22 protein-coding genes are annotated in these 22,575 nt (G+C 68.3%); 7 read left to right on the forward strand and 15 right to left on the reverse strand.

Features of this window, described 5'->3' with window-relative positions; genetic code table 11:
• Nucleotides 1–335 precede the first annotated feature (335 nt).
• Nucleotides 336–635: a YrhB domain-containing protein gene (locus N5C18_RS07575; RefSeq protein WP_279944171.1), complete on the forward strand. Its 300-nt coding sequence runs from the start codon at nt 336–338 to the stop codon at nt 633–635.
• 77 nt (nt 636–712) lie between these two features.
• Here the strand turns inward: N5C18_RS07575 and N5C18_RS07580 are convergent, their stop codons facing one another.
• The 4 genes from N5C18_RS07580 to N5C18_RS07595 all read right to left on the reverse strand — a co-directional run bounded on the left by N5C18_RS07580 (nt 713) and on the right by N5C18_RS07595 (nt 5,260).
• A complete protein-coding gene (locus tag N5C18_RS07580) occupies nt 713–2,035 on the reverse strand; it encodes an ABC transporter permease (RefSeq protein WP_279944172.1) in 1,323 nt (440 codons plus the stop codon).
• Between the two features lie 13 nt (nt 2,036–2,048).
• Nucleotides 2,049–3,206: an ABC transporter permease gene (locus tag N5C18_RS07585; protein ID WP_004153798.1), complete on the reverse strand. Its 1,158-nt coding sequence runs from the start codon at nt 3,204–3,206 to the stop codon at nt 2,049–2,051.
• Nucleotides 3,207–3,220: 14 nt separating this feature from the next.
• Nucleotides 3,221–3,910, reverse strand: coding sequence for an ABC transporter ATP-binding protein (locus N5C18_RS07590; RefSeq protein WP_279944173.1), 690 nt, complete (start codon nt 3,908–3,910; stop codon nt 3,221–3,223).
• 102 nt (nt 3,911–4,012) lie between these two features.
• Nucleotides 4,013–5,260 carry an efflux RND transporter periplasmic adaptor subunit gene (locus N5C18_RS07595; protein ID WP_279944174.1) on the reverse strand — a complete coding sequence of 416 codons (1,248 nt, stop codon included), beginning with the start codon at nt 5,258–5,260 and terminating at the stop codon, nt 4,013–4,015.
• A gap of 202 nt (nt 5,261–5,462) precedes the next feature.
• Between N5C18_RS07595 and N5C18_RS07600 the strand changes: the two genes are divergently transcribed.
• The 4 genes from N5C18_RS07600 to N5C18_RS07615 are packed head-to-tail and all read left to right on the forward strand — an operon-like array spanning nt 5,463 to nt 8,952.
• A complete protein-coding gene (locus N5C18_RS07600) occupies nt 5,463–6,359 on the forward strand; it encodes an ABC transporter ATP-binding protein (RefSeq protein WP_164240748.1) in 897 nt (298 codons plus the stop codon).
• Nucleotides 6,356–7,132: an ABC transporter permease gene (locus tag N5C18_RS07605; protein ID WP_053448541.1), complete on the forward strand. Its 777-nt coding sequence runs from the start codon at nt 6,356–6,358 to the stop codon at nt 7,130–7,132. Before N5C18_RS07600 ends, N5C18_RS07605 begins: the two co-directional genes overlap by 4 nt.
• A gap of 6 nt (nt 7,133–7,138) precedes the next feature.
• Complete coding sequence (locus N5C18_RS07610) at nt 7,139–8,353, forward strand: sensor histidine kinase (protein ID WP_053448542.1); 1,215 nt, start codon at nt 7,139–7,141, stop codon at nt 8,351–8,353.
• Entirely contained in the window at nt 8,350–8,952 is a 603-nt protein-coding gene (locus N5C18_RS07615; protein WP_008268231.1) for a response regulator, read from the forward strand. Before N5C18_RS07610 ends, N5C18_RS07615 begins: the two co-directional genes overlap by 4 nt.
• A gap of 675 nt (nt 8,953–9,627) precedes the next feature.
• Here the strand turns inward: N5C18_RS07615 and N5C18_RS07620 are convergent.
• The 9 genes from N5C18_RS07620 to N5C18_RS07660 all read right to left on the reverse strand — a co-directional run bounded on the left by N5C18_RS07620 (nt 9,628) and on the right by N5C18_RS07660 (nt 17,530).
• Nucleotides 9,628–10,164 (reverse strand): cytochrome b, encoded by a 537-nt coding sequence (locus N5C18_RS07620; RefSeq protein WP_164242826.1) that lies wholly within the window; start codon nt 10,162–10,164, stop codon nt 9,628–9,630.
• On the reverse strand, nt 10,161–11,264 hold the full coding sequence (locus N5C18_RS07625; RefSeq protein WP_279944175.1) for a catalase family peroxidase: 1,104 nt from the start codon (nt 11,262–11,264) through the stop codon (nt 10,161–10,163). The genes N5C18_RS07620 and N5C18_RS07625 overlap by 4 nt, the downstream gene beginning before the upstream one ends.
• A gap of 135 nt (nt 11,265–11,399) precedes the next feature.
• A complete protein-coding gene (locus N5C18_RS07630) occupies nt 11,400–12,767 on the reverse strand; it encodes a M17 family metallopeptidase (RefSeq protein ID WP_053448545.1) in 1,368 nt (455 codons plus the stop codon).
• 3 nt (nt 12,768–12,770) lie between these two features.
• Nucleotides 12,771–13,490, reverse strand: a complete 720-nt coding sequence (locus tag N5C18_RS07635) for an HAD-IA family hydrolase (protein ID WP_004153832.1) — start codon at nt 13,488–13,490, stop codon at nt 12,771–12,773.
• Between the two features lie 31 nt (nt 13,491–13,521).
• A complete protein-coding gene (locus tag N5C18_RS07640; protein WP_040006610.1) occupies nt 13,522–14,631 on the reverse strand; it encodes an AI-2E family transporter in 1,110 nt (369 codons plus the stop codon).
• Between the two features lie 67 nt (nt 14,632–14,698).
• Nucleotides 14,699–15,154, reverse strand: coding sequence for a hypothetical protein (locus N5C18_RS07645; RefSeq protein ID WP_053509538.1), 456 nt, complete (start codon nt 15,152–15,154; stop codon nt 14,699–14,701).
• On the reverse strand, nt 15,151–15,621 hold the full coding sequence (locus tag N5C18_RS07650; protein WP_004153834.1) for a phage holin family protein: 471 nt from the start codon (nt 15,619–15,621) through the stop codon (nt 15,151–15,153). The genes N5C18_RS07645 and N5C18_RS07650 overlap by 4 nt, the downstream gene beginning before the upstream one ends.
• An 8-nt stretch (nt 15,622–15,629) precedes the next feature.
• Entirely contained in the window at nt 15,630–15,995 is a 366-nt protein-coding gene (locus N5C18_RS07655) for a hypothetical protein (protein WP_004153835.1), read from the reverse strand.
• 101 nt (nt 15,996–16,096) lie between these two features.
• Nucleotides 16,097–17,530: a Do family serine endopeptidase gene (locus tag N5C18_RS07660; RefSeq protein WP_004153836.1), complete on the reverse strand. Its 1,434-nt coding sequence runs from the start codon at nt 17,528–17,530 to the stop codon at nt 16,097–16,099.
• A 490-nt stretch (nt 17,531–18,020) separates the two neighbouring features.
• Between N5C18_RS07660 and N5C18_RS07665 the strand changes: the two genes are divergently transcribed.
• Both N5C18_RS07665 and N5C18_RS07670 read left to right on the forward strand, forming a co-directional pair.
• Nucleotides 18,021–18,848: a histone gene (locus N5C18_RS07665; RefSeq protein WP_279944176.1), complete on the forward strand. Its 828-nt coding sequence runs from the start codon at nt 18,021–18,023 to the stop codon at nt 18,846–18,848.
• A gap of 107 nt (nt 18,849–18,955) precedes the next feature.
• The gene (locus tag N5C18_RS07670; RefSeq protein ID WP_279944177.1) at nt 18,956–19,630 is read left to right on the forward strand and encodes a hypothetical protein; all 675 of its coding nucleotides are present in this window, start codon (nt 18,956–18,958) and stop codon (nt 19,628–19,630) included.
• A 15-nt stretch (nt 19,631–19,645) separates the two neighbouring features.
• On the opposite strand, the gene N5C18_RS07675 is transcribed toward N5C18_RS07670, so the two are convergent.
• Nucleotides 19,646–20,005, reverse strand: coding sequence for a DUF1428 domain-containing protein (locus tag N5C18_RS07675; RefSeq protein ID WP_049457348.1), 360 nt, complete (start codon nt 20,003–20,005; stop codon nt 19,646–19,648).
• 91 nt (nt 20,006–20,096) lie between these two features.
• Complete coding sequence (locus N5C18_RS07680) at nt 20,097–22,499, reverse strand: prolyl oligopeptidase family serine peptidase (protein WP_279944179.1); 2,403 nt, start codon at nt 22,497–22,499, stop codon at nt 20,097–20,099.
• Nucleotides 22,500–22,575 lie beyond the last annotated feature (76 nt).

The raw sequence follows: 22,575 nt of genomic DNA on the forward strand, positions 1-22,575 counted from the left end.
AAAACAAGCGCCCGTTCTGTGGGCGCGTGGGGTGCTGCAAACCAACGTGGGGGGCCGGATTCTAGAGTGTTTCCATCCGTAACTGTTTGCCTCTGCGCTGCTGCATGCGTGCGAAAATGAATCGCAACCAACAATCCACAGATGCACTGTGCGCAACGTCACGTGCGCTGCGTTTGCAATGGGCAGAGGCATCGATAGCGGCACGAACCCGGCACGCTTGAGGGGTTGCGACAACACGCCGCAGCGCGCGCTTGTACGCAGGCGCGCATCCGTTGCGATGCATCTACCTGCATGAAATGCTCTTCGCGCCGTCGTCGAAAGTGGGAGATGAAGGAATGATCCAGCTCGAAGAAGCTCGCCGTCGCGTCGAGGCTGTACTTGCCAGCGACGAAGAGCCGGTTGCCATCACGCATGAGCATGAAGTGGTCGAAGGCTGGCTGTTCTGCTTCCAGTCGCTGCGCTACCTGCAATCCGGCGAAATCTCGGATGCGTTGGCCGGCAATGGCCCGATCTTCGTCGACCGGCATACGGGCGAGCAGCACGCGCTGGGCACGGCGTATCCGCCGGAGGACGCCCTTCGCCAGCACCTGGCCTCGCGCGCCCCGCCGTCTGATGCCGCAGCGGCAGATTTCTGAGTTCGGCAACAGAAAAAAAGGGACGGAGCCTTCGCTCCGTCCCCCTGCGTGATGCGCGTTGTATCGCTGCGTGATGCTCAGGTTTCGCGCAGTGCCGTGGTGATCGGCAATCGCGCCGCGCGCAGCGCCGGGAACAGTCCGCCGACCAGGCCGATGCCCAATGCCCATTTCAGGCCCGTCCACAGCAGTTCCGGCGACACATGGAACTTGAACACCACCGCGCTGAAATTGCTGCCGATGGTGGACACGCTGTAGCCGTTGAACAGCAGCCACGCCACCGCGCAACCCAGCAGCCCACCGAGCAGGGCCAGCAGCATCGTCTCCAGCATCACCGCGGTCACCACCGGCAGGCCACGGAAACCGATCGCACGCATGGTGGCGATCTCGCGCGCACGCGTGGCCACGGCGGCATACATGGTGTTGAGTGCACCGAACACCGCACCCACCGCCATGATCGTGCCGATCACCTTGCCGAGGATGTCGATCAGCTTGGTCAGCCCACCGCCCTGCTTGCTGTAGTAGACGCGGGTGGTTTCCACGTCCAGCTTCAGCCGCGGGTCGGCGGCGACGGCGGCCTTGAACTGCTCGAAGCCGGCCTTGCCATCGGTACGCACGCTGATCGACTGCCAGGCACTGCGCTGATAGGTGGTGGCCAGCGTATCGGCATCGGTCCACAGTTCCGAATCATGCGCATCGCCGGTGGCGAACACGCCGACCACGGTCCAGGTCTGGTTGCCCAGCGTCAGCGTCTTGCCGACATCCATATCGCGGAACTGGCCGCGCGCGCCCTGGCCGACCACGATCTCGCGCAGGCCGGCGGCGAACCGGCGCCCTTCGATGATCTTGACCTTGTCATGCACGGCCCACGCCTGTGGGCCGACACCACGGAACTGCGCGTTGACGTCGGTGCCATCGGCCTTCGACACCAGGTTGACCACCTGCGACAGCTCCGGCGACAGCATTGGCCGGCCCTGCGCATCACGGCTGATGCCGGGCAGCGTGGACAGCGTGGGTACCTGCTCGCGGGTGATCACCGAGTTGGTCTCGGCCTGCGAACCGCCGCGCAGCACGATGGCAGTGGTGTCATCGCCGGTGTTGTTGAGCGTGGCCTGGAAGCCTTCGCCCATCGCCAGCATCGCCACCAGCACGCCGACCACGCCGGCGATGCCGACCACGATCACCGAGGAGGCGCCCCAGCGCTGCGGCAGGCTGGCCACACCGATGCGGGTGGCGGCCAGCGCCAGCCGTCCGCCGCGGGTCAGCAGCAGCCACAGCGCCACCAGTACCGCCACGGCCAGTACGCCGATCCACGGCAGACTGATCCACAGCACCAGGCCGATCACCAGCAGCAGCACGGTCAGCGCGTTGCCCAGCCACTTCTTGAGTTTGCTCTTGAACATGTCGGTGTCCTCCTCAGCGGCCGGCCAGTGCGTCGACGATCTTCAGGCGCTTGGCACGCAGCGCCGGCAACAAGCCGACGATGATGCCGATCACCACGATCAGGCCCAGCCCCATCAGCCAGGTCGGCGTCGGCACGTGCGGCGGCAGCATGCCCATGCTCTTCGGGCTGATCGCGGGCAGCACCAGTGCGGCCAGGCCCATGCCGATCAGGCCGCCGAGGCCGATCAGCAGCACCGACTCCACCATCACCAGGGTCAGCACGGTGCTGTCCCTGAAGCCCAGCGTCTTCAGCGTGGCCAGTTCGGGCACGCGCTCGCGCACCGCCTGCGCCATGGTGTTGCCGGTCAGCAGCAGCAGGGTGAAGAACACCGCGCCCATGATCGAGGTGACGATCATGCCGATGTCGGCGAACTGCTTGACGAAGGCCTGCTGGAACGCCGACTCGGTCTGGGTCTTGGTCTCGTGGTCGGAGTTGGCCGAGATCGCATCGATGGCCTGCGCCACGCGCGAGGAGTGGTCGGGATTGTCCAGCGTCACCGTGTACCAGCTCACCTGGTTCTTGATGTAGTCGTTGGATTCATCGAAGTACTTCCAGTTCATCATCAACTGGCGTTCTTCGTTGGCGGCCAATGCGCGGTCCTTGGAGCGGTAGATGCCCTTCAGTTCCAGCGGCCAGTCGTTGCTGCCGCCGCGCGGGAAGATCGTGGCCTGCAGCGGGATAGTGTCACCGATCTTCCAGCCGAACTGCTTGGCCAGGGTTTCGCCGACGATGGCGCCGGTGCGGGTCTGCTTCCAGTCTTCCAGCTGCGCCGGGTCGATCTGCAGTTCGCGGTACACGTCGAAGTAGTTGGGCGACACCGAGAAGTTCGGGAAGAAGTTCTTCGGGTCCTGGTAGATGCCGCCGAACCACATGCCGTAGGCCACATCACGCACGCCAGCCACCTGGCGGATCTGGGTTTCAAGGCGGATCGGCAGCGACTGGGTGATCGACAGCCGCGAGGCCACCACCAGCCGGTTGGCCCCTTCCACGCTGCCGCCGGAATTGAAGGCCACGCGCACCGAGTCGAGCATGCCGAACAGCAGGAACGCAGCCACCACCGAGAGCAGGGTCAGCAAGGTACGTGTGCGGCTGCGGAACAGCTGCGCCCACACCAATGAAAAGTATTTCATCGCGGTGGCCTCCGTCAGTGGGCCAGCGGGGCGTCGGCCAGCTCGCCCTTGTCCAGGTGCACGGTGTGCGTGGCGTACTCGGCCGCCTTCGGGTCATGGGTGACCATGATGATGGTCTTGCCGTGCTCGCGGTTGAGCTGCTGCAGCAGGCCCAGGATCTCTTCGGCGGACTGGCGGTCGAGGTCGCCGGTGGGTTCGTCGCAGATCAGGAAGGTGGGGTCGGAGACGATCGCGCGGGCAATCGCCACGCGCTGCTGCTGGCCGCCGGACAGTTCATTCGGGCGGTGGCTGCGGCGGTCGGCCAGGCCGACCAGGGTCAGCGCGATCTCCGCATTGCGCTTGCGCTGCGCGGCGTTGAGGTGGGTCAGCAGCAGCGGCAGCTCGACGTTCTTCTGCGCGGTCAGCATCGGCATCAGGTTGTAGAACTGGAACACGAAGCCGACGTGGTGGCTGCGCCAGGTCGACAGCTGGCCGCCGCTCATCTGGTCGATGCGCTCGCCTTCGATGCTGATCTCGCCGCCGCTGGGGTTGTCCAGGCCGCCGATCAGGTTGAGCAGGGTGGTCTTGCCCGAACCGGAGGGGCCCATCAGCGCGACGAAGTCGCCGCGCGCGATGTCCAGGTCGATGCCGTGCAGCACCTGCACTTTCTCGGGGCCACGCTGGTAGGTCTTGGTGATGTTGCGCAGTGAAACCAGGGTCGACATGGGTGGTTCTCCACGGAAGGCGGGAAACGGGGCAATGCGCCCGCGGTGGCTGCGGGCGTGCGTCGAGCGGTGCTGCCGGCGGCGCGCGGGGGCGCCAGGCCGTTACTGCGCTTGTTTCTGTTGCACCTTGGCGCCCTCGCGCAGGGTCTCCGGCGGATTGACCACCACCGACTCACCCGCGCTGACGCCCTTGAGGATCTGGCGGTCCTTGCCCATCGCCTGGCCGGCCTCGACCGTGCGCTGCTGCACGCGGCTGTCATCGCCCAGCACGAAGGCGACCGTGCTGCTTTCACGCTGCACCACCGCGCCGGCCGGCACGCGCACACCCTGCGGCGTGCTGGCGGCCTGCGGCTGTGCCTGTTCCAGGAAGCTGACCCGCACGCCCATCTCCGGCACGATGCGCGGGTCCTTCACCTTCAGCGCGACGCGCACCTTCACCGTGGCCTTGCCGCGGTCAGCGGTGGGAATGATGGCGATCACCTCGCCCGGAATCTTCCATTCCGGGTAGGCGTTGAGCGTGGCTTCCACCGGCATCTTCGGCTGCACGCGGCCGATGAAGGCCTCGCCGACCTCGACCTCGATCTCCAGCGAGTCCATGTCGACGATGGTGCCGATGCCGGTACGGGTGAAGCCACCGCCGGCCGACAGCGGCGAGACGATTTCGCCCGGTTGCGCCGCCTTGGCGGTGACCACGCCGGAGAACGGCGCGCGTACCACGTTGTTGTCCACGCCGAGGTCGGCGATGGCCAGCTGGTCGTGGGCGACCTTGACGTTGCGCTGCGCGGTGTCGAGCTGGGCGCGCAGGCTGTCACGCTGGGCCACGGCCTGGTCGTACTGCGAGCGCGAGACCAGCTGCTGGCCGACCAGCGCCTGCAGGCGGCTGGCTTCGGCCGCGGCCTGCTTCTGCTGCGCTTCCAGCCCGGCGACCTGGCTGCGCGCGGCCTGCAGCTGCGAGGCATACAGGCTGCGCTGCGCGTCGGCATCGATCGGGTCCAGCGTGGCCATGATCTGGCCCTGCTCCACGCGCATGCCTTCCTCGATCATCACCTCGCGCACCTTGCCGGTGATCTTGGCCGAGACCGTGGCCATGCGCCGGGCCACCACGTAGCCGCTGGCGTCGAGCACCGAACTGCTGGCGCTGCCCTGCTGGATGGCCACGGCAGGCGCGGTTTCCACTTCCACGGCCGGCGTGCGGCCGAACAGGAAGGCGATGGCGGCGGCGATCAGCAGCACGCCCACGATGATTGCGATCCACAGCCAGCGGCGGCCACCGCCACTGCCGCCGGAGGCAGTCGGCGGCGATTTGCGGTCGATACGGAGTTCCTTCAACAGCTCGGCAGAAGCGTTCATTCGTTCCATCACAGGCGTTCGGGCGGGTGTGGCCGGAAGCGCGGACGGCGGCGGTTCCGGCAAGGGAGCGTGCGGCACAGCATGAAGGCAGGTACGGCGATGATGGCAGTGACAGCTGTCATCCGATGACACTGACGGCGGCAACTGCGAAACGTGACCACGGCGGCACAGGATGGCAACGTCCCCGCTACCGGTACCGCCCATGGATCCGATCGCCCCGTCGCTGGCCCGCCTGCAGCAGGTGCAGGTGCGCTATCGCGACCATACCGCCCTGCATGGCATCGACCTGCAGGTCCGCGTTGGCCAGGTGCTGGCATTGCTGGGCCGCAACGGTGCCGGCAAGAGTACCGCGATCAGCGTGTTGTTGGGCCTGCGCCGGGCCGATGCCGGCGAGGTCGAGCTGCTCGGCGGCGACCCGCAGCAGCGCGCCAGCCGCCTGGGCCTGGGCGTGATGCTGCAGAGCACCAGCCTGCCACCGATGCTGCAGGTGGACGAGCTGGTGGCGCAGGCCAGCGCCTGCTATCCCGACCCAATGCCCTTGCCGGAGGTGCTGCAGCGCGCCGGCCTGCAGGCGCTGGCGCGGCGCCGCTACGGCCAGCTGTCCGGTGGCCAGCAACGCGCCGTGCAGTTCGCCATCGCGATCTGCGGCCGCCCGCGCGTCCTGTTCCTGGACGAGCCGACCACCGGCCTGGACATCCAGGCGCGGCAGGGGATGTGGCAGGCGATCCGGCAGCACGTGGCCGAGGGCTGCGGCGTGCTGCTGACCACCCATTACCTGGAGGAGGCCGAAGCGCTGGCGCAGCAGGTGGTGGTGCTGGAGCAGGGCCGGGTGCTGGCCGACGCGCCGCTGGCCGAACTGCGCCTGGCCGACCGGCCGCGCCGCATCCGCTGCCGCAGTGCGCTGGCCGTCGATGTGCTGCGGCAGTGGCCCGGCGTGCAGCAGGTGCAGCGCGAGGGCGAGCACCTGCAGCTGCTGGCCAGCCCGGCCGAGCCGGTGGTGGCGCGCCTGCTGGCCGCCGACGCACAGCTGTGCGAGCTGGAAGTACAGGGCGCGGCGCTGGCCGACGCGTTCCTCGACATGACCCGGGAGGCCGCATGAACACCGTGATCCGTACGCCTGCAGCCGCGCGCCCGGGTTGGCGCCGCGCCCTGCGCCCCTACGCCGCTGAACTGCAGGCCGAGCTGCGCCGCGCCTGGCGCACGCCCGCGTTCGCGGTGCCGTCGCTGCTGTTCCCGGTGCTGTTCTACCTGCTGTTCGGCGTGCTGCTGGGGCGGGGCCATGCGCCGCTGTACCTGCTGGCCACCTACTGCGTGTTCGGCGCGATGGCGCCGGCCCTGTTCGGCTTCGGCGTGCAGCTCGCGCTGGACCGCGAAGGCGGCCTGCTGACCCTCAAGCGCGCGCTGCCGATGCCGGCGGCGGCACCGCTGCTGGCACGGCTGGCGATGGCGGTGATGTTCGCGCTGCTGGTGGCCGCGTTGCTGATCGGCGTGGCGCGCGTGCTGGGCGGCGTGCACCTGCAACCCGCGCAGATGCTGCAGCTGCTGGCGGTGGCCGGCCTGGCCGCACTGCCGCTGGGGGCGATCGGCCTGCTGATCGGCAGCCATGTCAGCGCCAGTGCGGCGCCGGCGATGGTCAACCTGGTCTACCTGCCGCTGGCCCTGCTGTCGGGGCTGTGGCTGCCGCTGTCGGCACTGCCTGCGCTGTTCTCGACGATGGCACCGCTGTGGCCGACCTGGCATCTGGCGCAGCTGGCGCTGCCGGTGGTCGGGCTGCCGTCGGCGGGCAGCATCGGCGGCCATCTGCTGGTGCTGCTGGCGGTGACCGTGGTGGCGTTGCTGCTGGCACGCCGCCGCCTGCGCCGGATCGGCTGAACTGGCATGATCGGCAACGTTCGTCCCCGCCTGGATCCTCCCGTGTCGTCGAGCTGGCTTGCGTCCCTGCTGCGCCCTGCGCCGGATTCGGCCGTGGCCGAACTGCTGCGACGTGGCAAGTCGCCCTGGAGCGGCGCGATCCACCTGCTGTGGTCGGTATGGATCTTCCTCACCCCGGTGCTGGGCAATGGCTTCACGCTGCGCTGGCTGCTGCTGACCCTGGTCAGCTATCCGCTGTTCCTGCTGCTCTACGCCAGGGTGATGCTGGCGCCACGGCACCATGGGTGGCGCTATGCGCTGGGCATGATCGTGCTGGCGCTGGTACTGCTGCCCTGGTACCCCTCGGGCTTGAGCTACTTCGTGTTCGGCTGCGTGATGATCCGCATGAGCGGGCGCAGCAGCTGGTGGGCGTACCTGCTGCAGCTGACCGGGCTGAACCTGCTGTTCTGTGGCACCGCGTTGTACTTCGGCTATCCGTGGCAGGCCATGGTGTGGATGCCAGCGGTGTCGTTCATTGTCGGGCTGGTGGTGAACGTGGAGGCCCTGAGCCAGCAGCGCGACGTTGCCCTGCAGCTGTCGCAGGACGAAGTCCGGCGGCTGGCGACCACCGCCGAGCGCGAACGCATCGGCCGTGACCTGCATGACCTGCTCGGCCACACCCTGTCGCTGATCACGTTGAAGCTGGAGCTGGCGCGCAAGCTGCACGACCGTGGCGACGCGCGCGCGCGGCAGGAGATCGGCGAGGCCGAAGCGATCGCCCGCGAGGCGCTGGCACAGGTCCGCAGTGCGGTGACCGGCATCCGCGCCAGTGACCTGGCCGGTGAGCTTGCCTCGGCACGCCTGCTGCTGGAATGCCAGCAGGTGCACCTGCAGTACACGACGCCGCCACCGATGCCGGTGGACGTGGAACGTGGACTGGCTCTGGTGCTGCGCGAAGCAGCCACCAATATCGTGCGCCATGCGCAGGCGACCCGGGTGCAGGTGGATTTCATGCTTGAGGAACGACAGTTGGCGATGCAGATACGCGATGACGGGCGCGGTGGCGTGCAGGCCGAGGGCAATGGACTGTGTGGCATGCGCGAACGGGCGGCGGCGCTGGGTGGCCAGTTGACGCTTCAGTCTCCGCGCGGAGAAGGCACGGTGCTGACCGTGCGCGTGCCGCTGGTGGCCGCCAGTACGCCGTTGCCGCCGGCGTCATTGGCACCGGGCGGTGCGGCATGATCCGCATCCTGCTGGCCGAAGACCAAGCGATGGTACGGGGTGCGTTGTCGGCGCTGCTGGGCCTGGAGCCTGATATCGAGGTACTGGGCAGCGCCGCCGACGGCGAAGCCGCATGGCGGATGCTGCAGCAGCTGAAGCCGGACATCCTGGTGACCGACATCGAGATGCCTGGCCTGTCCGGGCTGGAACTGGCGCAGCGCATCGCCCGCCATGAGCTGCCGATCAAGGTGGTGATCGTGACCACCTTCGCCCGTGCCGGCTTCCTGCGTCGCGCGTTGGAAGCCGGCGTGCTGGGGTACCTGTTGAAGGACGCACCGGCCGAGAACCTGGCCGACGCACTGCGCAAGGTGAACCAGGGTATCCGCGCGATCGACCCGCAACTGGCGCTGGATGCATGGTCGCAGGCCGACCCGCTGACCGACCGCGAGCGCCGGGTGCTGCGGCTGGCGGGCGAGGGCCGCACGGCCAGCGAGATCGCCGAGCAGCTGGGGTTGTCGCACGGTACGGTGCGCAATTACCTGTCCGAGTGCATCGGCAAGCTGGGTGTGGCCAATCGCATCGAGGCGTATCGGCTGGCGCGGCAGAAGGGGTGGTTGTAGGGGATCATTTCCGCGACCGCGGTGGGGTGTCACTTTCTTTGCTCGTGCACCGCGCTGCAGGAGCAGCGCGGAACGGCGCAGCCGGCCCGTAGGGTGGCGCACATGGATGTGCGCCATCAAGAAAGTAACCAAAGAAACACGCCGCCGGCCGCGAGCCGGCGCGCTTCGCACGCCGGTGCCCTGTGCTCCTCGGCCCGTCGAGGGGCGGTGCGGGAACTCGCTGCGCTCAGACACCCGCACCTCTTCGCCCTCGCCGGACCTGCGGTGCTCGGCTCGCTTGAAGGCGGACTGGAAGGTCAAGATCAACGGCAACGGCAATCACGCATGGCGTGGATCTACTGGGTGCAGCTGTGCCCTTTGACGTTGGGTCCGCCTTATAGCGAGCCGAGCATCGCAGGGGAATCAGGGGCGAAGAGGCGCCGGTGTTTGAGCGCAGCGAGTTCGGCGCCGTCCCCTGTTTCCCCGGGAAGCGCAGGGCACCGGTGCGTAGCACCGGCTCGCGACCTTGCGGCGTGTTTCTTTGGTTACTTTCTTGATGGCGCACATCCATGTGCGCCACCCTACGGGCCGGCTGCGCCGTTCCGCGCTGCTCCTGCAGCGCGGTGCACGAGCAAAGAAAGTGACACCTCCCCGCAGGCGCGGAAACGATCCGCCGGGAACTCCCGGCGAACCCGATCAATCCTTCCCGCGCGCCATCGCCTGGAACACCCCGTCACGCCGCACCCACAGGTGGAACAGCGCCGCCCCCACGTGCATCAGCACCGTGGCGAACAATACATAGGCCAGCAGGCTGTGCGCGTTGCGCAGCGCGGCATACAGCGCCGGGGTGTGCGGCACGATCGGCGGCAGGTGCAGGCCACCCCACAGCACGATCGGGTAACCCCCGGCCGACAGCATCGCCCAGCCGATCAGCGGCATCGCCAGCATCAGCGCGTACAGCATCCAATGCGACGCCTTGGCCGCCATCGCCTGCCACACCGGCAGATCGGCCGGCAGCGGCGGCGGGCGATGGCGCAGCCGGTTATACAGGCGCAGCAGCACCAGCAGCAGGATCGCGATGCCCAGTGGACGGTGCAGGTCGATCAGCACGGGGCGCAGGTGCAGCGAGGCGACCATGGTCACGCCGATGAACAGCATGGCGATGATCATCAGCGCCATGGACCAGTGCAGTACCCGCGCCAGCAGGTTGAAGTGGCCATTGCCGGTGCTCATCGTGCGGCCTCCTTCGGTTGCTCCACATGGCCGCTGGCGCGCTCGCGTTCGCGGCGGTTGAACGACTGCGAATACACCGCCGAGCGTGCGGCCAGGATCGGATCGTCGCTGCCGCGCACGCCGCTGGGCAGGATCAGCGGATCGAAGTTGATCTGTCCGCAGGCGCCTTCTTCCTGCGACTGCATGCGCTCCAGGCTGAGCACGCCAGCCACCACCTGTTCACGCGACTCGGGCCACGCTACCGATGGATCATCGATGGCGTCGCCGGGCTCGGCGGTGCTGACGACCAGGTTCCAGCGCACCGGACCACTGGCCAGGCGCTGCCGCAGTTCCTGGCTGAGGAAATCGACGCTGGCCTGCTTGCGCGTTTCGGCATCCATTTCCACCACCGGCGCCTGCGGCTGCCAGCGCCAGCGCACCGCGCGCTTCTGGCCCTGCGCGTTGGTGAACCAGAAGCTGTTGACGCTGTTGAAGGTAGTGTCGGCCCAGCTGCTGGTCCACGGCGCCGTCTTGGCCCATTGCTGGAAGGCCTGTGCACTGGGGTACTTCGCCAGCACGGCCGCCATCTTCTGCGGGTCGGGCTTGCCGGTGGCCGGGTCGGGAATGGAGGCGCGGGTCTGCTCGAAGAACGCCTCGGCATCGGGAACGGCGAAGAACGGGAAGCTGTTCATCGCCATCCGCCACTCCTGGCCGTCATCGCTGACCATCTGCACCGCCAGGCTGCGCACGCGCGCGGTGTTGTCGGCGCCGTAGGGATCGCCGCCGCCGATCGACAGCCGCCCCATCACCGGCACGCGCGGTTGCGAGAACACCCGTGCGCTGGACAGCGTCGGCGCCTGCGCGCTGGGTTCGAACCAGCCGCTCACGCAGATGCCCTTGCTGTGCGCACGGCGGAAGCCGGGATGCGCCGGGCCGGTGGCTTCGATGGTGTCGGTGAAGCGCTGCGCGGTCAGGCGGTTGCCGATCCAGCCGGCCAGCCAGGCGAAGGTCAGTGCGACGGCACCCAGGATGAGCGCGATCAGGGCGATCCAGAGCAGCGGCGAATGCCTGCGCGGTGCGCCTGGCGCCTGGCCGGCGCGGGTATAGCGGAAGAGCGACATGGTCGGGTTCCTGCCTTCACGGAGCGTGTGGGTGGTCGACCCGCACATCCTCGCAGAACCCTTCCAGGCCCGGTATTCAAATTTTCGTCAAGTTTGCCGGGGACGGCGTGCCGACCAAGGTCGGCACCCACCCGATCAGCTGTAGCGCGCCTTCAGCATCGCCCAGGCCGAACGCAGCGCCAGCGCTTCGCCACCGGCCGGACGGCCCGGTCGCTCGCCGTCGTTCCAGGCATAGACGTCCAGATGCGCCCAGCGCTGGCCGTCTTCCAGGAAACGTTCCAGGTACAGCGCGGCCGTGACCGAGCCGGCCATGCGCGAACCGGCATTGGCCAGGTCCGCGATGCCACTGGTCAGGTAACGCAGGTAGGGGCGCCACAGCGGCATGCGCCAGACCGGGTCGCGGGTCGCGTCGCCGGCCTGCAGCCACTGCTGGGCCACGCTGTCATCGTTGCTGAACAGTGCCGGCAGGTCCGGGCCCAGCGCGATGCGTGCGGCACCGGTGAGGGTGGCGAAGTCCAGCACCAGGTCGGGCTTCTGCTCGCTGGCGAAGGTCAGCGCGTCGCACAGGATCACGCGGCCTTCGGCGTCGGTGTTGTCGATCTCCACGCTCAGGCCCTTGCGCGTGGCGATGACTTCGCCCGGGCGGAAGGCATCCGGGCCGATCGCGTTTTCCACCGCCGGCACCAGCAGGGTCAGCCGCACCGGCAGCCCGCGGGCCATCACCAGGCCGGCCAGGGCCAGCGCGTGCGCGGCGCCGCCCATGTCCTTCTTCATGTTGCGCATGCCGTCGGCCGGCTTGATGTCCAGGCCGCCGGTGTCGAAGCACACGCCCTTGCCGACCAGCACCAGTGCCGGGTCGGTGTCCTTGCCCCAGCGCAGCACGACCAGGCGCGGAGCGCGGTGCGAGGCGCGGCCCACGGCGTGGATGGCCGGGAAGTTCTGCTTCAGCAGCGCATCGCCGGTGATCGCCTCGACCTCGGCGCCATGCGCGTCGGCCAGCGCACGTGCGGCGTCTTCCAGCTGCTGCGGACCCATGTCCTCGGTCGGGGTGTTGACCCAGTCACGCACGCGCAGGCTGGCGGTGATCAGGTCGGCCGCTTCGCCGGTGGGGGCGGCCACCAGCTGCGCCGGCGCACGGTGGCGCTTGCGGTAGCGGTCGAAGCGGTAGCTGCCCAGGCCCCAGCCCAGCTGCATCAGCGCCTGTTCGGCGGCCGGCAGTTCGCTGGCCAGCTGCCACACGCTGCCTTCCGGCAGGGCGTGCGGAGCGTGCGAGTAGCTGTAGGCGTCGGCGCGATCACCGACGCCGATCACCGCACCGGCCAGGCCGTCGGCGCCGGGCAGCAGCGCAGTGCTGAAGGCGCCGGCAGTAAAGCCCTGCGATGCCAGCCAGGCCTGGGTGGCGGCCGGCTGGCCGTCCTTCCAGGCCGCGAACTGCTCGCGGTCCAGCACGTACAGCGGCAGCGCCGCGGTGGCGTCGGTGGTGAAACCAGTGATCTCGCTCATGCGTCAGATACTCCGGGGTGCGGCAGCGTCGAGGTTGGCATCCAACCAGTCGGCCAGGCCGGTGAGGGTGTCGAACTGCAGGTCCGGCTGCAGCTGCGGATGGGTCCAGGTGGCGGCTTCACGGTTGATCCAGCATCCGCGCAGGCCTGCGGCGATTGCTCCGGCCACATCCATCTCGGCATGGTCGCCGACATGCAGCACCTGTGCCGGTGCCACACCCAGGCGGGTGCAGGCGGCGTGGAAGATGCTGGCCTCGGGCTTGGCCGCGCCGTGTTCGCGCGCGCCCAGCTGGAAGGCGAAATGATGGGCCAGGCCGATCCGTTCCAGATCGGCGTTGCCATTGCTCAGCGCCGCCACCGGCACCCGCGCGGCAATCCGAGCCAGTGCCTCGATCGCATCGGGGTAGCACTCCACCTGGTTGCGCGCGGCGTAGAACACTTCATACGCCGGCTCCAGCAGGTCGAGGCTGGCGCCGCTGCCGTGCAGGGCTTCGTGCAGGGTCAGCCGGCGCAGTGCGCTCAGGTCGTGATGGAGATGCGGATGGGCGTGGTACAGGCGCTCGCGCAGTTCGCGCATCGCTGCCACCGGATACATCGCGGCGGTGGCCGGGCTGTGTTCACGCATCCACTCGTGCAGGACCAGGTCGATGCGGGCGCCGATCGGAGCGAACGGCCACAGCGTGTCGTCAAGGTCGAGAGTGATGGCTTGGACGGGGAAATTCACCCCACCATTCTACGCCTGCCCGCGCGGGCTTTCATTCCAGCAGGCGCGCCCAGCCCTGCATGCCGTCCAGCCGTGCCAGCACCAGCTTGATGCACACCAGCAGCGGCACTGCCAGCAGCAGCCCGATCATGCCCCAGGCCCAGCCGAACACCATCAGTGCCAGGATCAGCACCAGTGGCGACAGCTTCATGCGCCGCCCCAGCACGATCGGGGTCACCACCTGGCCCTCCACGGTATGCAGGGCCAGGTAGGCGGCCGCCGGCAGCAGCGCCTGCAGCGGGTCGCTGAATTCCACGAAGCCCATCAGCAGCATCAGCGCCACGCCGATCAGCGGGCCCACGTAGGGCGCGAAATTCAGCAGCGCCGCCACCGTGCCCCACAGCAGTGCGTCCTGCAGGCTGATGCCGAACAGCATCAGGACGCCGGCAAACACCAGCCCGACCAGGGTATTGATCACGCTGATGGTCAGCACGTAGCGCGAGACCTCGCGCTCGATCGAACGCAGGATGTCGCTGGTAAAGCGTTGTTGCTGGCGGTTCGGGAACAGCGCGATCGCCGCGCGCTGCAGGTTCTGCCCGTAGATCATGAAGAACAGGGTCAGCAGCACCACCGCCAGCACCGAGGCGGCCAGCCGTGGTGCACGGGTCAGCATGCGGTACGGGTCGTCGAGCTGGGTGCGGATCACCTGCACCTTGCGGTTGCTGTCACCGCCGGCGACGCGCGCGAAGTTCTCTGCGGCCTGGTTGGCCTGCTGCACCGGCTTGGTCAGGTCCTGAACCTGGCGCGCGACCTTGCGCAGCTGCTGCGGGGCTTCCTGTGCCCACTCCATCGCCGGGCCGATCAGCTGCACCGCCAGCGCACCGGTCACGCCGAGACCGGCGCCGAGCACCAGCAGTGCGCCCAGCGCACGTGGAATCCACAGCTTCTGCAACAGGCGCAGGATCGGGTTGCCGACCAGCGCGAAGAACATCGCCAGCAGCACCGGCAGGATGATGTCCTGTGCGGCCCACAGGGTGTAGCCCACCGCCAGCGTGGCCAGCACCACCAGCGACATCGGCCCGCGCGGGCGCGACGGTGGCGGCAGCGGCGCCTCGGGCAGTTCGGGGCCGGCCGCTGACGGGGACAGGAGGGGCTCGCTCATCGACGCATCAACCGGGAAGGGAAGCGCATTATCCGCCGGCCGCGATCGGCGCGGCGGATTCCATCCATCAACGTTCTGACAGCTCAGTGGCTGCTTCGGCCGGACGCGGCTCGCGCAGTTCCGGTTCCGCCGCCGGCTGTGCTACCGGTGCCGGGCGTGCGGCGGATGCCGATGCGGCCGCCTGTGCCTGTTCGCTGGCATCGTCGGCTTCTTCGGCGGCATCGTCGGCGGTGGCTGCGGCCTGTGCCGCCATGGCCGTAGCGAACGCCGCCTGCGCGCTGGCGAACAGGTTCGAGACCGAGCCCACCATCTGCAGCCAGCGGGCGCCGTTGACCTTGCCCGGCACTTCCAGCTTGCCGGCGATGAAGCCGCCGGCCAGGCCGACCACCACGATGCGCAGCGGCGACCAGCCCTGGCGCCAGACCTGGCTGAGCGTGGACCAGTGGTCCTGGGTCTCGACAAGTCGCACCGTCACCACCTGTTCGCAGCGTTTCACCCGCCGCTGCAGCGCACCGAACTTCATGGCTTGCCCTCCGGCAGCTGCACATCGGCATCCGGGTCATCTTCGCTGGGCTCGTCGAACAGGCCCAGGCGTGACAGCTGGCGTCGGGTGGCGTGCATGCCGGTGTGGTGGAAGAAGTAGGACACCCGCCAGATCGCATAGCCGGTCACGGCCAGGCTCAGCAGCGAGGTGATCAGCAGGGCCTGCAGCCAGCTCAGGCCCCAGCTCTGCAGCAGGGCGATGAGGGTGGCCGCCATCAGCAGCCAGGCCGACGCACCGAACACGATCGCCACGCCGGCCCAGGCCAGCGCGCGGCCGAACGCACTCCGCGCCAGTGCGAAGTCGGCCGAAGCCAACCGGCGCAACGAGCGCAGCGAGTGCTTGGCCGAATCGGCGGCGGCACGGCCGGCCGCACCGACCTGGCGGATGCTCTCATCCAGCGGCGGGGTGGCCGCCGGATCAGGCGCTTGCGCGTTGTCTTCGCTCACGCTGCGGCTTACTTGTCGCTGCTGCCGCGGGCCAGCTTGGCGATGATCCAGCCGGCGGCGAAGGCGACGCCGAACGAGGCCAGCGGACGTTCGCGGATCAGCTCAGCGGCGCTGTCGATCAGATCCTTGCCCTTGTCCATCAGTGCATCGACCTGTTCCTTGGCGGCGGCACCACCGAACTCGGCGGCGGCCAGGCCGGACAGCGCGCTGTCGGACAGTTCGGCCTTGACGTTGGCCTTGCCGATGCGCAGTTCATCGGTCGCAGCACCGGTTGCGCCCTTGATCGCACCGCCGGCGGCCGTGGCGGCCTGCTTCAGGTGGGAACCGGCTTCACCCAGGTGTTCCTTCAGGTTCTCGGTATTGGTGGGGCTCATCGAATCACTCCTGTTGCGATGGGGGAACGGGTGTCGGCGGTGCCGACCTGGACTGACAGCAATAGCATTGCCGGGGTATAGGGGGTGTTACGGCGGGGCGATCAGCGCATCACGAGCTGGCCCTGCTGCTGGCCGTTGTTGCGCAGCACGCGCAGCACCAGTGTCGGCGGGCGCTGCTGGAAGTTGGCACGCCAGCTGGCCAGGTCGGCGAATTCACCCACCGTGGCGTCGGTGATGATGTCGCCCTGCTGCAGGCCGTTGCTGGCCGCGCGACTGCCGCGCTTGACCTCGCTGACCAGTACGCCGCCAACGCCCGACTGGCGCAGCGATTCGGGCAGGTCGACGAAGGTGGCGCCGCCCAGGCGTGGGTCCAGGCTGTCGCCGGTCACTGCACGTGCCTGCTCCTTCAGCGTCGCCTTGATCTGCAACGGCTTGCCTTCGCGGCGCACGTCCAGCGTCAGCGGGCTGCCGACCGCGGCCAGGCCTTCCACGTTGTGCAGCGCCTCTGCGCTGTCCACGCGCTGGCCATTGGCCGAGACCACCACGTCGCCCGGCTTCAGGCCAGCGGTCGCGGCGGCCGAACCGGCCAGCACGCGGGTGATCAGCGCGCCCCGGCTTTCGCCCAGGCCCAGGCCCTGCGCGATCTGCGCGGTCAGGTTCTGGCTCTCCACGCCCAGCGTGCCGCGCACCACCACGCCATGCTTGACCAGCTGGTCGACCACGCTGCGCGCCAGGTTGGAGGGAATCGCCAGGCCCAGGCCGATGTTGCCGGCCATGCTGCCCTGCGGATTGAAGCTGGCGGTATTGATGCCGACCAGCTGGCCCTGCAGGTCGACCAGCGCGCCACCGGAATTGCCCGGGTTGATCGACGCATCGGTCTGGATGAAGTTCTGGTAGCCCAGGCCGCGGATGCCGCTGCGACCCACGGCCGAGACGATGCCGGAGGTGACCGTCTGGCTGAAGCCGAACGGATTGCCGATGGCCACCACGAAGTCGCCCACCCGCAGCTGGTCGCTGTTGCCGAGCTTGATGTCGGTCAGGTTCTGCGCCGGGATGCGGATCAGCGCGATGTCGGTATCGCGGTCCGAACCGAGGAATTCGGCCTTGACCGTGCGCCCGTCGGCCAGCGTCACCTGCACGTCATCGGCATTGTCGATGACATGGTGGTTGGTCAGCACCAGGCCTTCCTTGGCGTCGATGATCACGCCCGAGCCCAGCGATTCATTGATGCGTTCCTGCGGGATGTCCGGGAACAGGCGGCGGAAGAACGGGTCGTTGAAGAAGGGGTTGCGCACGCGCACCACCTGCTTGGTGTTGACGCTGACCACTGCCGGCATCGCCTTCTCCAGCATCGGCGCCAGCGAGGGCACCGCCTGTCCGGCGACCGAGGCCGGCAATGCTGCGGTGGTCGGCAACACCGTCGGCAGCGGTGCGGCATCGGCGCGGTTGTCCAGGTGTGCATTGAGGCCGGTGGCAACGAAGCCACCAAAGGCAGCGGCGATTGCGAGCGTGAGCAGGGTGGGGAGCGGTCGCATGGGCGTCGGTTCGCAGGCGTGGGTGGGGGCGGTTCGGCCCTACGGTAAAACAAGCTGAATGAGTGTGTCGCGATCTGGATAAATGCGCCATGAAAACCGCGTGCCCGGCCGGCGTGTCCATGGGGCGGCGACGCGGCCAAAGCGACCGTCATGGCCGCGATGCGTGCACTGCCGAAGGTGGCCGACCGCGATGTGGACACAGACGGATACCTGCGCAGTTCCGCGCAACCGGGTGCCGCAATGCGCCACAACCTGCGCGGATCAGCGCATCGGTGCCGGCCACTGCGGTGCTGCCCATCCTGCGTGTGGCGTGTGTGGCGCAGTCCTTAAAAAAAGGGGTTTGCTGCAAAGCAGTCGTGCTGGCGACCGTGCCTGGCTACACCATTGCCGTCGCAGCAGATGCGATTGGTGGCGCATGCCCCGTTCCACGATCGTCAATGTCGGTATAGCATCGCCCCGTTTTGATACTAAAGGCCCGCAGGAGGGCAACATGAGCAACGGTAATGGTGTGTCGGTCGTGACCGACGCCGTCGAGAACGTCAAAGAAACCGCCACCAATGTTGGCGAGACCATCGCCCACGCCGCCGAAGACGCCGTGAAGTCGGTCAAGAAGACCGTCAAGCGCGCCACCAAGGCTGCCGGTACCCGCGTTGCCAAGGCCAAGAAGGCCGTGGCCAAGGTCGAGAAGACCGTTGCCAAGAAGGCCGAGAAGGCTGCCAAGTCGGTCGGCAAGACCGTTGCCAAGGCCAAGCAGAAGCTGGAAGCGGCCAAGAAGAACGCCAAGGCCGAAGCCGCTGCCCTGAAGAAGGAAGTGGCCAAGAAGAAGGCTGCTGCGGGCAAGGCTGTGACCAAGAAGGCCGCTGCCGCCAAGAAGACCACCAAGGCCGCCACCAAGGCTGCCGGCAAGAAGGTCGCCACCGTGAAGAAGGCCGCCACCAAGAAGGCTGCCGTGGCCAAGAAGACCGTTGCCAAGAAGGCCGCGGCCGCCAAGAAGGTGGTCGGCAAGAAGGCCGCCACCGCCAAGAAGGCTGTGGCCAAGAAGACCGTCGCCGCCAAGAAGGTCGCCGGCAAGAAGGCCGTGGCTGCGAAGAAGGTTGTCGGCAAGAAGGTTGCCGCCACCAAGAAGGTCGCCACCAAGAAGACCGCTGCGGCCAAGAAGGTCGTCGGCAAGAAGACCGCCGTCGCCAAGAAGGCGGTTGGCAAGAAGGTTGCCGCCACCCGCAAGACGGTCGCCAAGAAGGCTGCACCGCTGAAGAAGGTCGCCGCCAAGAAGGCTCCGGCCAAGAAGGCCGTGCGCAAGGTCGCCAAGCGCAAGTAATCGCGCCGTGATCGAAGGCCCTGCCACCCTCCGGGTGGTGGGGCCTTTCGCGTTTCTGGGACATGGCCTGGGGCAAGATGCAGGCTCTTCCCGCCGGAGTGCCGAGCATGCGCGGTATCGACTTCAGTTCCTGGCAGGGCGTGCTGTCCACCCTGGCCGGCCTGGTCCTGATCACCCTGCTCGGCGTGGGCATCCGCCTGCTGGTGATGCAGACCCTGCAGCAGCGTCGCGAGCGCGAGAACCGGCAGATCAATGAGCGGCTGCGCACGCTGATGGCCGCCTACAAGACCCTGGGCGGTTCGTTCACCGGCGAACTGGGGGTGGACCCCAGCCATCGCCGCGACCTGCGCCAGCGCGAAGATGCCGAAGGCATCGCCGAACCGCGTTCGGACCGCGCCCGCCGCATCCGCGATGCGGTCGAGGCGGCACTGTCGGACATCCTGCTGCTGGGCACCGACGAACAGGTGCGGCTGGCCGCGCGCGCCGCCAACGAACTGGCACAGGGTCGGCCGGTGCACACCCACGACCTGGTGGTCTCGCTGCGTGACTTCGTGCGCGAAGCGCTGGACCTGGCGCCGATCCCGGCCGGCCTGCAGATTCCGCCGCAGGGGCCGACCCGGCCCGGCGCCAGCGGCAAGGGCCGCAATGACGGCGATGCCAAGGGCGGTCGTTCCGGTGGAGGCGGCGGTGGCGGTGGAATGGGGGCCGGCATGGGCATGGGTGCCGGCGCCGCACTGGGCGCCGGCCATGCCGCTGCCAGCGATGACACGGACGCGCGCTGAGCGCGCCCGCACGCATCAGGGCGTCAGTTCGTAGATCGGCACGAAGCCGCCGTAGATCATCCGCGCGCCGTCGAACGGCATCGGATTCTTCGCCGGATCCAGCCGCGGATCTTCCATCATCTTCTGCATGCCGGCGTCGCGGGTCGCCTTGTCCGGCCATTCGATCCAGGAAAACACCACTGTCTCATCCGGCGTGGCTTTCACCGCGCCGAAGAAGTCGGTGGTCTTGCCGCGTGGTACGTCGTCACCCCAGCACTCGACCACGCGCAGCGCGCCGTATTCGATGAAAACGGGATCACCCGCGCGCGCGTGGGCGAGGAACTTCTCCTTGTTGGCGGTGGGCACCGCCAGGACGAAACCATCGATGTAGCTCATTGCCTGCCTCCGGATGGACCGTGCCGCATGCACGGCCTTCAAGTACCCGACGAACCAGGGCGGCGTGGATCGACACCCTGGCGATGGCTGTTCAGCCCGGGCCACCGGGCAGTGGCGCCAGTGCTGTATCCGGCGGTTGCCGGCCGGCCAGGTGGCGCACGAAGTAGTCCCACATGCGGTGCGTGTAGGTAGCGTCGTTGCGGAACAACTCATGGTCCTGGCGGGCCAGGTACAGCAGGTCATACTCGCGCTGGGCCTTGTTCAGGGCGGCGGCCAGCTGCAGGGTCAGCGCAGGTGGCGCGTTCTCGTCCAGTTCGCCATAGACCAGCAGCAGATGCCCGCGCAGGTTGCCGGCCAGCGCGGCATTGTCGAGTCCGGCAAACGGCGCCGGCACGCCATCGGCCATGGCCGTAGCCGGCAGCACGCCGCCGAACAGCCGGTCCATGCCGTGCAGGGCGCCACCATACATGCCCTGGAAATTGTGGCTGCCGGCCGAGGCCACGCCCACCTTGTAGAACGCCGGGTAGCGCAGCAGGGCGCGCGCCGCGCTGTAGCCACCGAACGAATGCCCATAGATGCCGACCCGCTGCAGGTCGATGCCCGGGTAGCGTTCGCCCAGCTGGCGCAGCGCCGCCACATGGTCATCCAGCTGCACATCGGCGGCGCGCAGGAAGCTGGCGTCATGGAATGCCTTGTCGCGGCCGCCGGTACCGCGCGCATCGATGCTGACCACCACGAAGCCAAGCTCGGCCAGGCTGGCGCGTGACACCGGATTCAATGCGGACACCGCTTCGGCGTAGGTCACCGGCGCATTGCTGATGAAGGCGCCGCCGTACATCGCGTCGATCACCGGGAAGCTGCCATCATCGCGATAGTCACGGGGCAGGTAGACGGTGGCGAAGACCGGCGTGCGCCCGTCGGCGGCGAGCAGCCGTTCGCGCCGTGGTGGTCGCCAGCCTGCCGCAACGATCGCGCTGTCATCGGCTGTTTCCAGCACCATCACTTCACGGCCATCATCGCTGGCCCGCAGCACGGTGCGTGGTGGCTGGTCGAGACGGGAAACGGTATCCACCAGATAGCCAGCGCCAGGCGACAGCGCCTGCGGCGCGCGTCCGCCGAACAGCGCGCCGGTTCCGGCATCGGCCAGGTGGTCGTTGCCATCGGCGGCCAGGCGCTGGATCGGCCCGCCCTGCAGCGATACCCGGTACAGGCCGCGCACGTAAGGGTCGCCACCGTCCACGCCGCCGGCACTGAAGTAGGCCCAACCGCCTGCGCCGTCCACGCCCAGCAGGTCGCGTACCACCCAGGGGCCACGGGTCAGCTGGCGCAGCACCTTGCCGTCGGACAGGCGCACCCGGTACAGATGGCCCCGGCCGTCGCGCTGCGAGAACCACACGGCGGTGTCCTGCCCGGGCAGGATCGCCACGGCCGGTCGGTTGTACGAGTACACGTTGAGCTGCAGGCGGGTGTCGCTGGCTTCCTCCAGTACGGTGCGCACTGCACCGCTGCCGGCTTCGATCTCCACCAGGCGCAGGCGCCGTGGCGTCCCGAAGTGCGCGATCACCGCGTACAACCGGCCGCCCTCCCAGCCCAGCACGCCGGCTTCGCTGAGCGTGTTCCAGCCCTCGGGCAGCGCGATGTCGTGCTGTTGACCGCTGCGGGTATCCACCACGTACAGGCTGTCGCGCACCTGCTGGGCATCACCCAGCACGCCCAGTTTCACCGCATGCACGCGTGGGCGCGCGCTGTCGGCGGGCGTGCTTTCCAGATAGGGATAGTCCAGCAGGGCACGCTCGTCATAGCGGATGCCGGCCACGTAGCGGCCATCCGGTGACCAGGCGACCGCGAACGGTCGCATCGGCATCCGGCCCTGCCGGCGCGGAATGCCACGCAGGGCGAAGTCCGGCAGCACGCCATAACCATGGCCGGGTTCACCGCCGGCTGTCAGCGCGCGTGCCACGGTTCCTGGCGAGTGCAGCCATAGATCGTGGCCGCGCACCTGCAGCCACGCATCGCCAACGGGTGAAGGCAGTGCGTCGGCCGGCGGCAACGGATCCTGCGCGCGCGCGCATTGCCAGCGTGGCCACTGGCAATCGATCGGCACCTCACCGTTGAAACGCAGGCGCAGGCCAGCGTCGACCATCTGCACGCTGGCCAGGCGCAGGCGTGGCCCGCTGGCAGCGAAGGGGGCCACCGCCGTGTCCAGCGCGGTGGGCTCGAACAGGATCTGGCGACGGGCCGTTGCCGGATCGACCAGCACGGCCTGGCGCCGGCCCTGTGCGTCTTCGCGCTCGTACCAGAAGCGCCCGTCGGGCAGCCAGTTCGGCAGCACCGACGCATTGCGCAGTGCACCGCGCAGATGACTGTCGTGCACGCGTTCGGCGCGTTGGTAGTCGCTGGCCTGCAGTGCATGTGCAGGCGTGGAAGAAAACAGCGCAGCGCTGGCCAGGACGGTCGCGCGGATCATCTTCTGAAGCGGGTCGGGCAGGTGCAAGGCAACCTCCTGTTGCAATCGTCGATGGATCACAAATGCACGCGCGGCGCGCGCGTATGCCAGAGAGAGCCTGAAT

This window comes from Stenotrophomonas sp. GD03930, assembly GCF_029839665.1.
GTDB classification, from domain to species: domain Bacteria; phylum Pseudomonadota; class Gammaproteobacteria; order Xanthomonadales; family Xanthomonadaceae; genus Stenotrophomonas; species Stenotrophomonas forensis.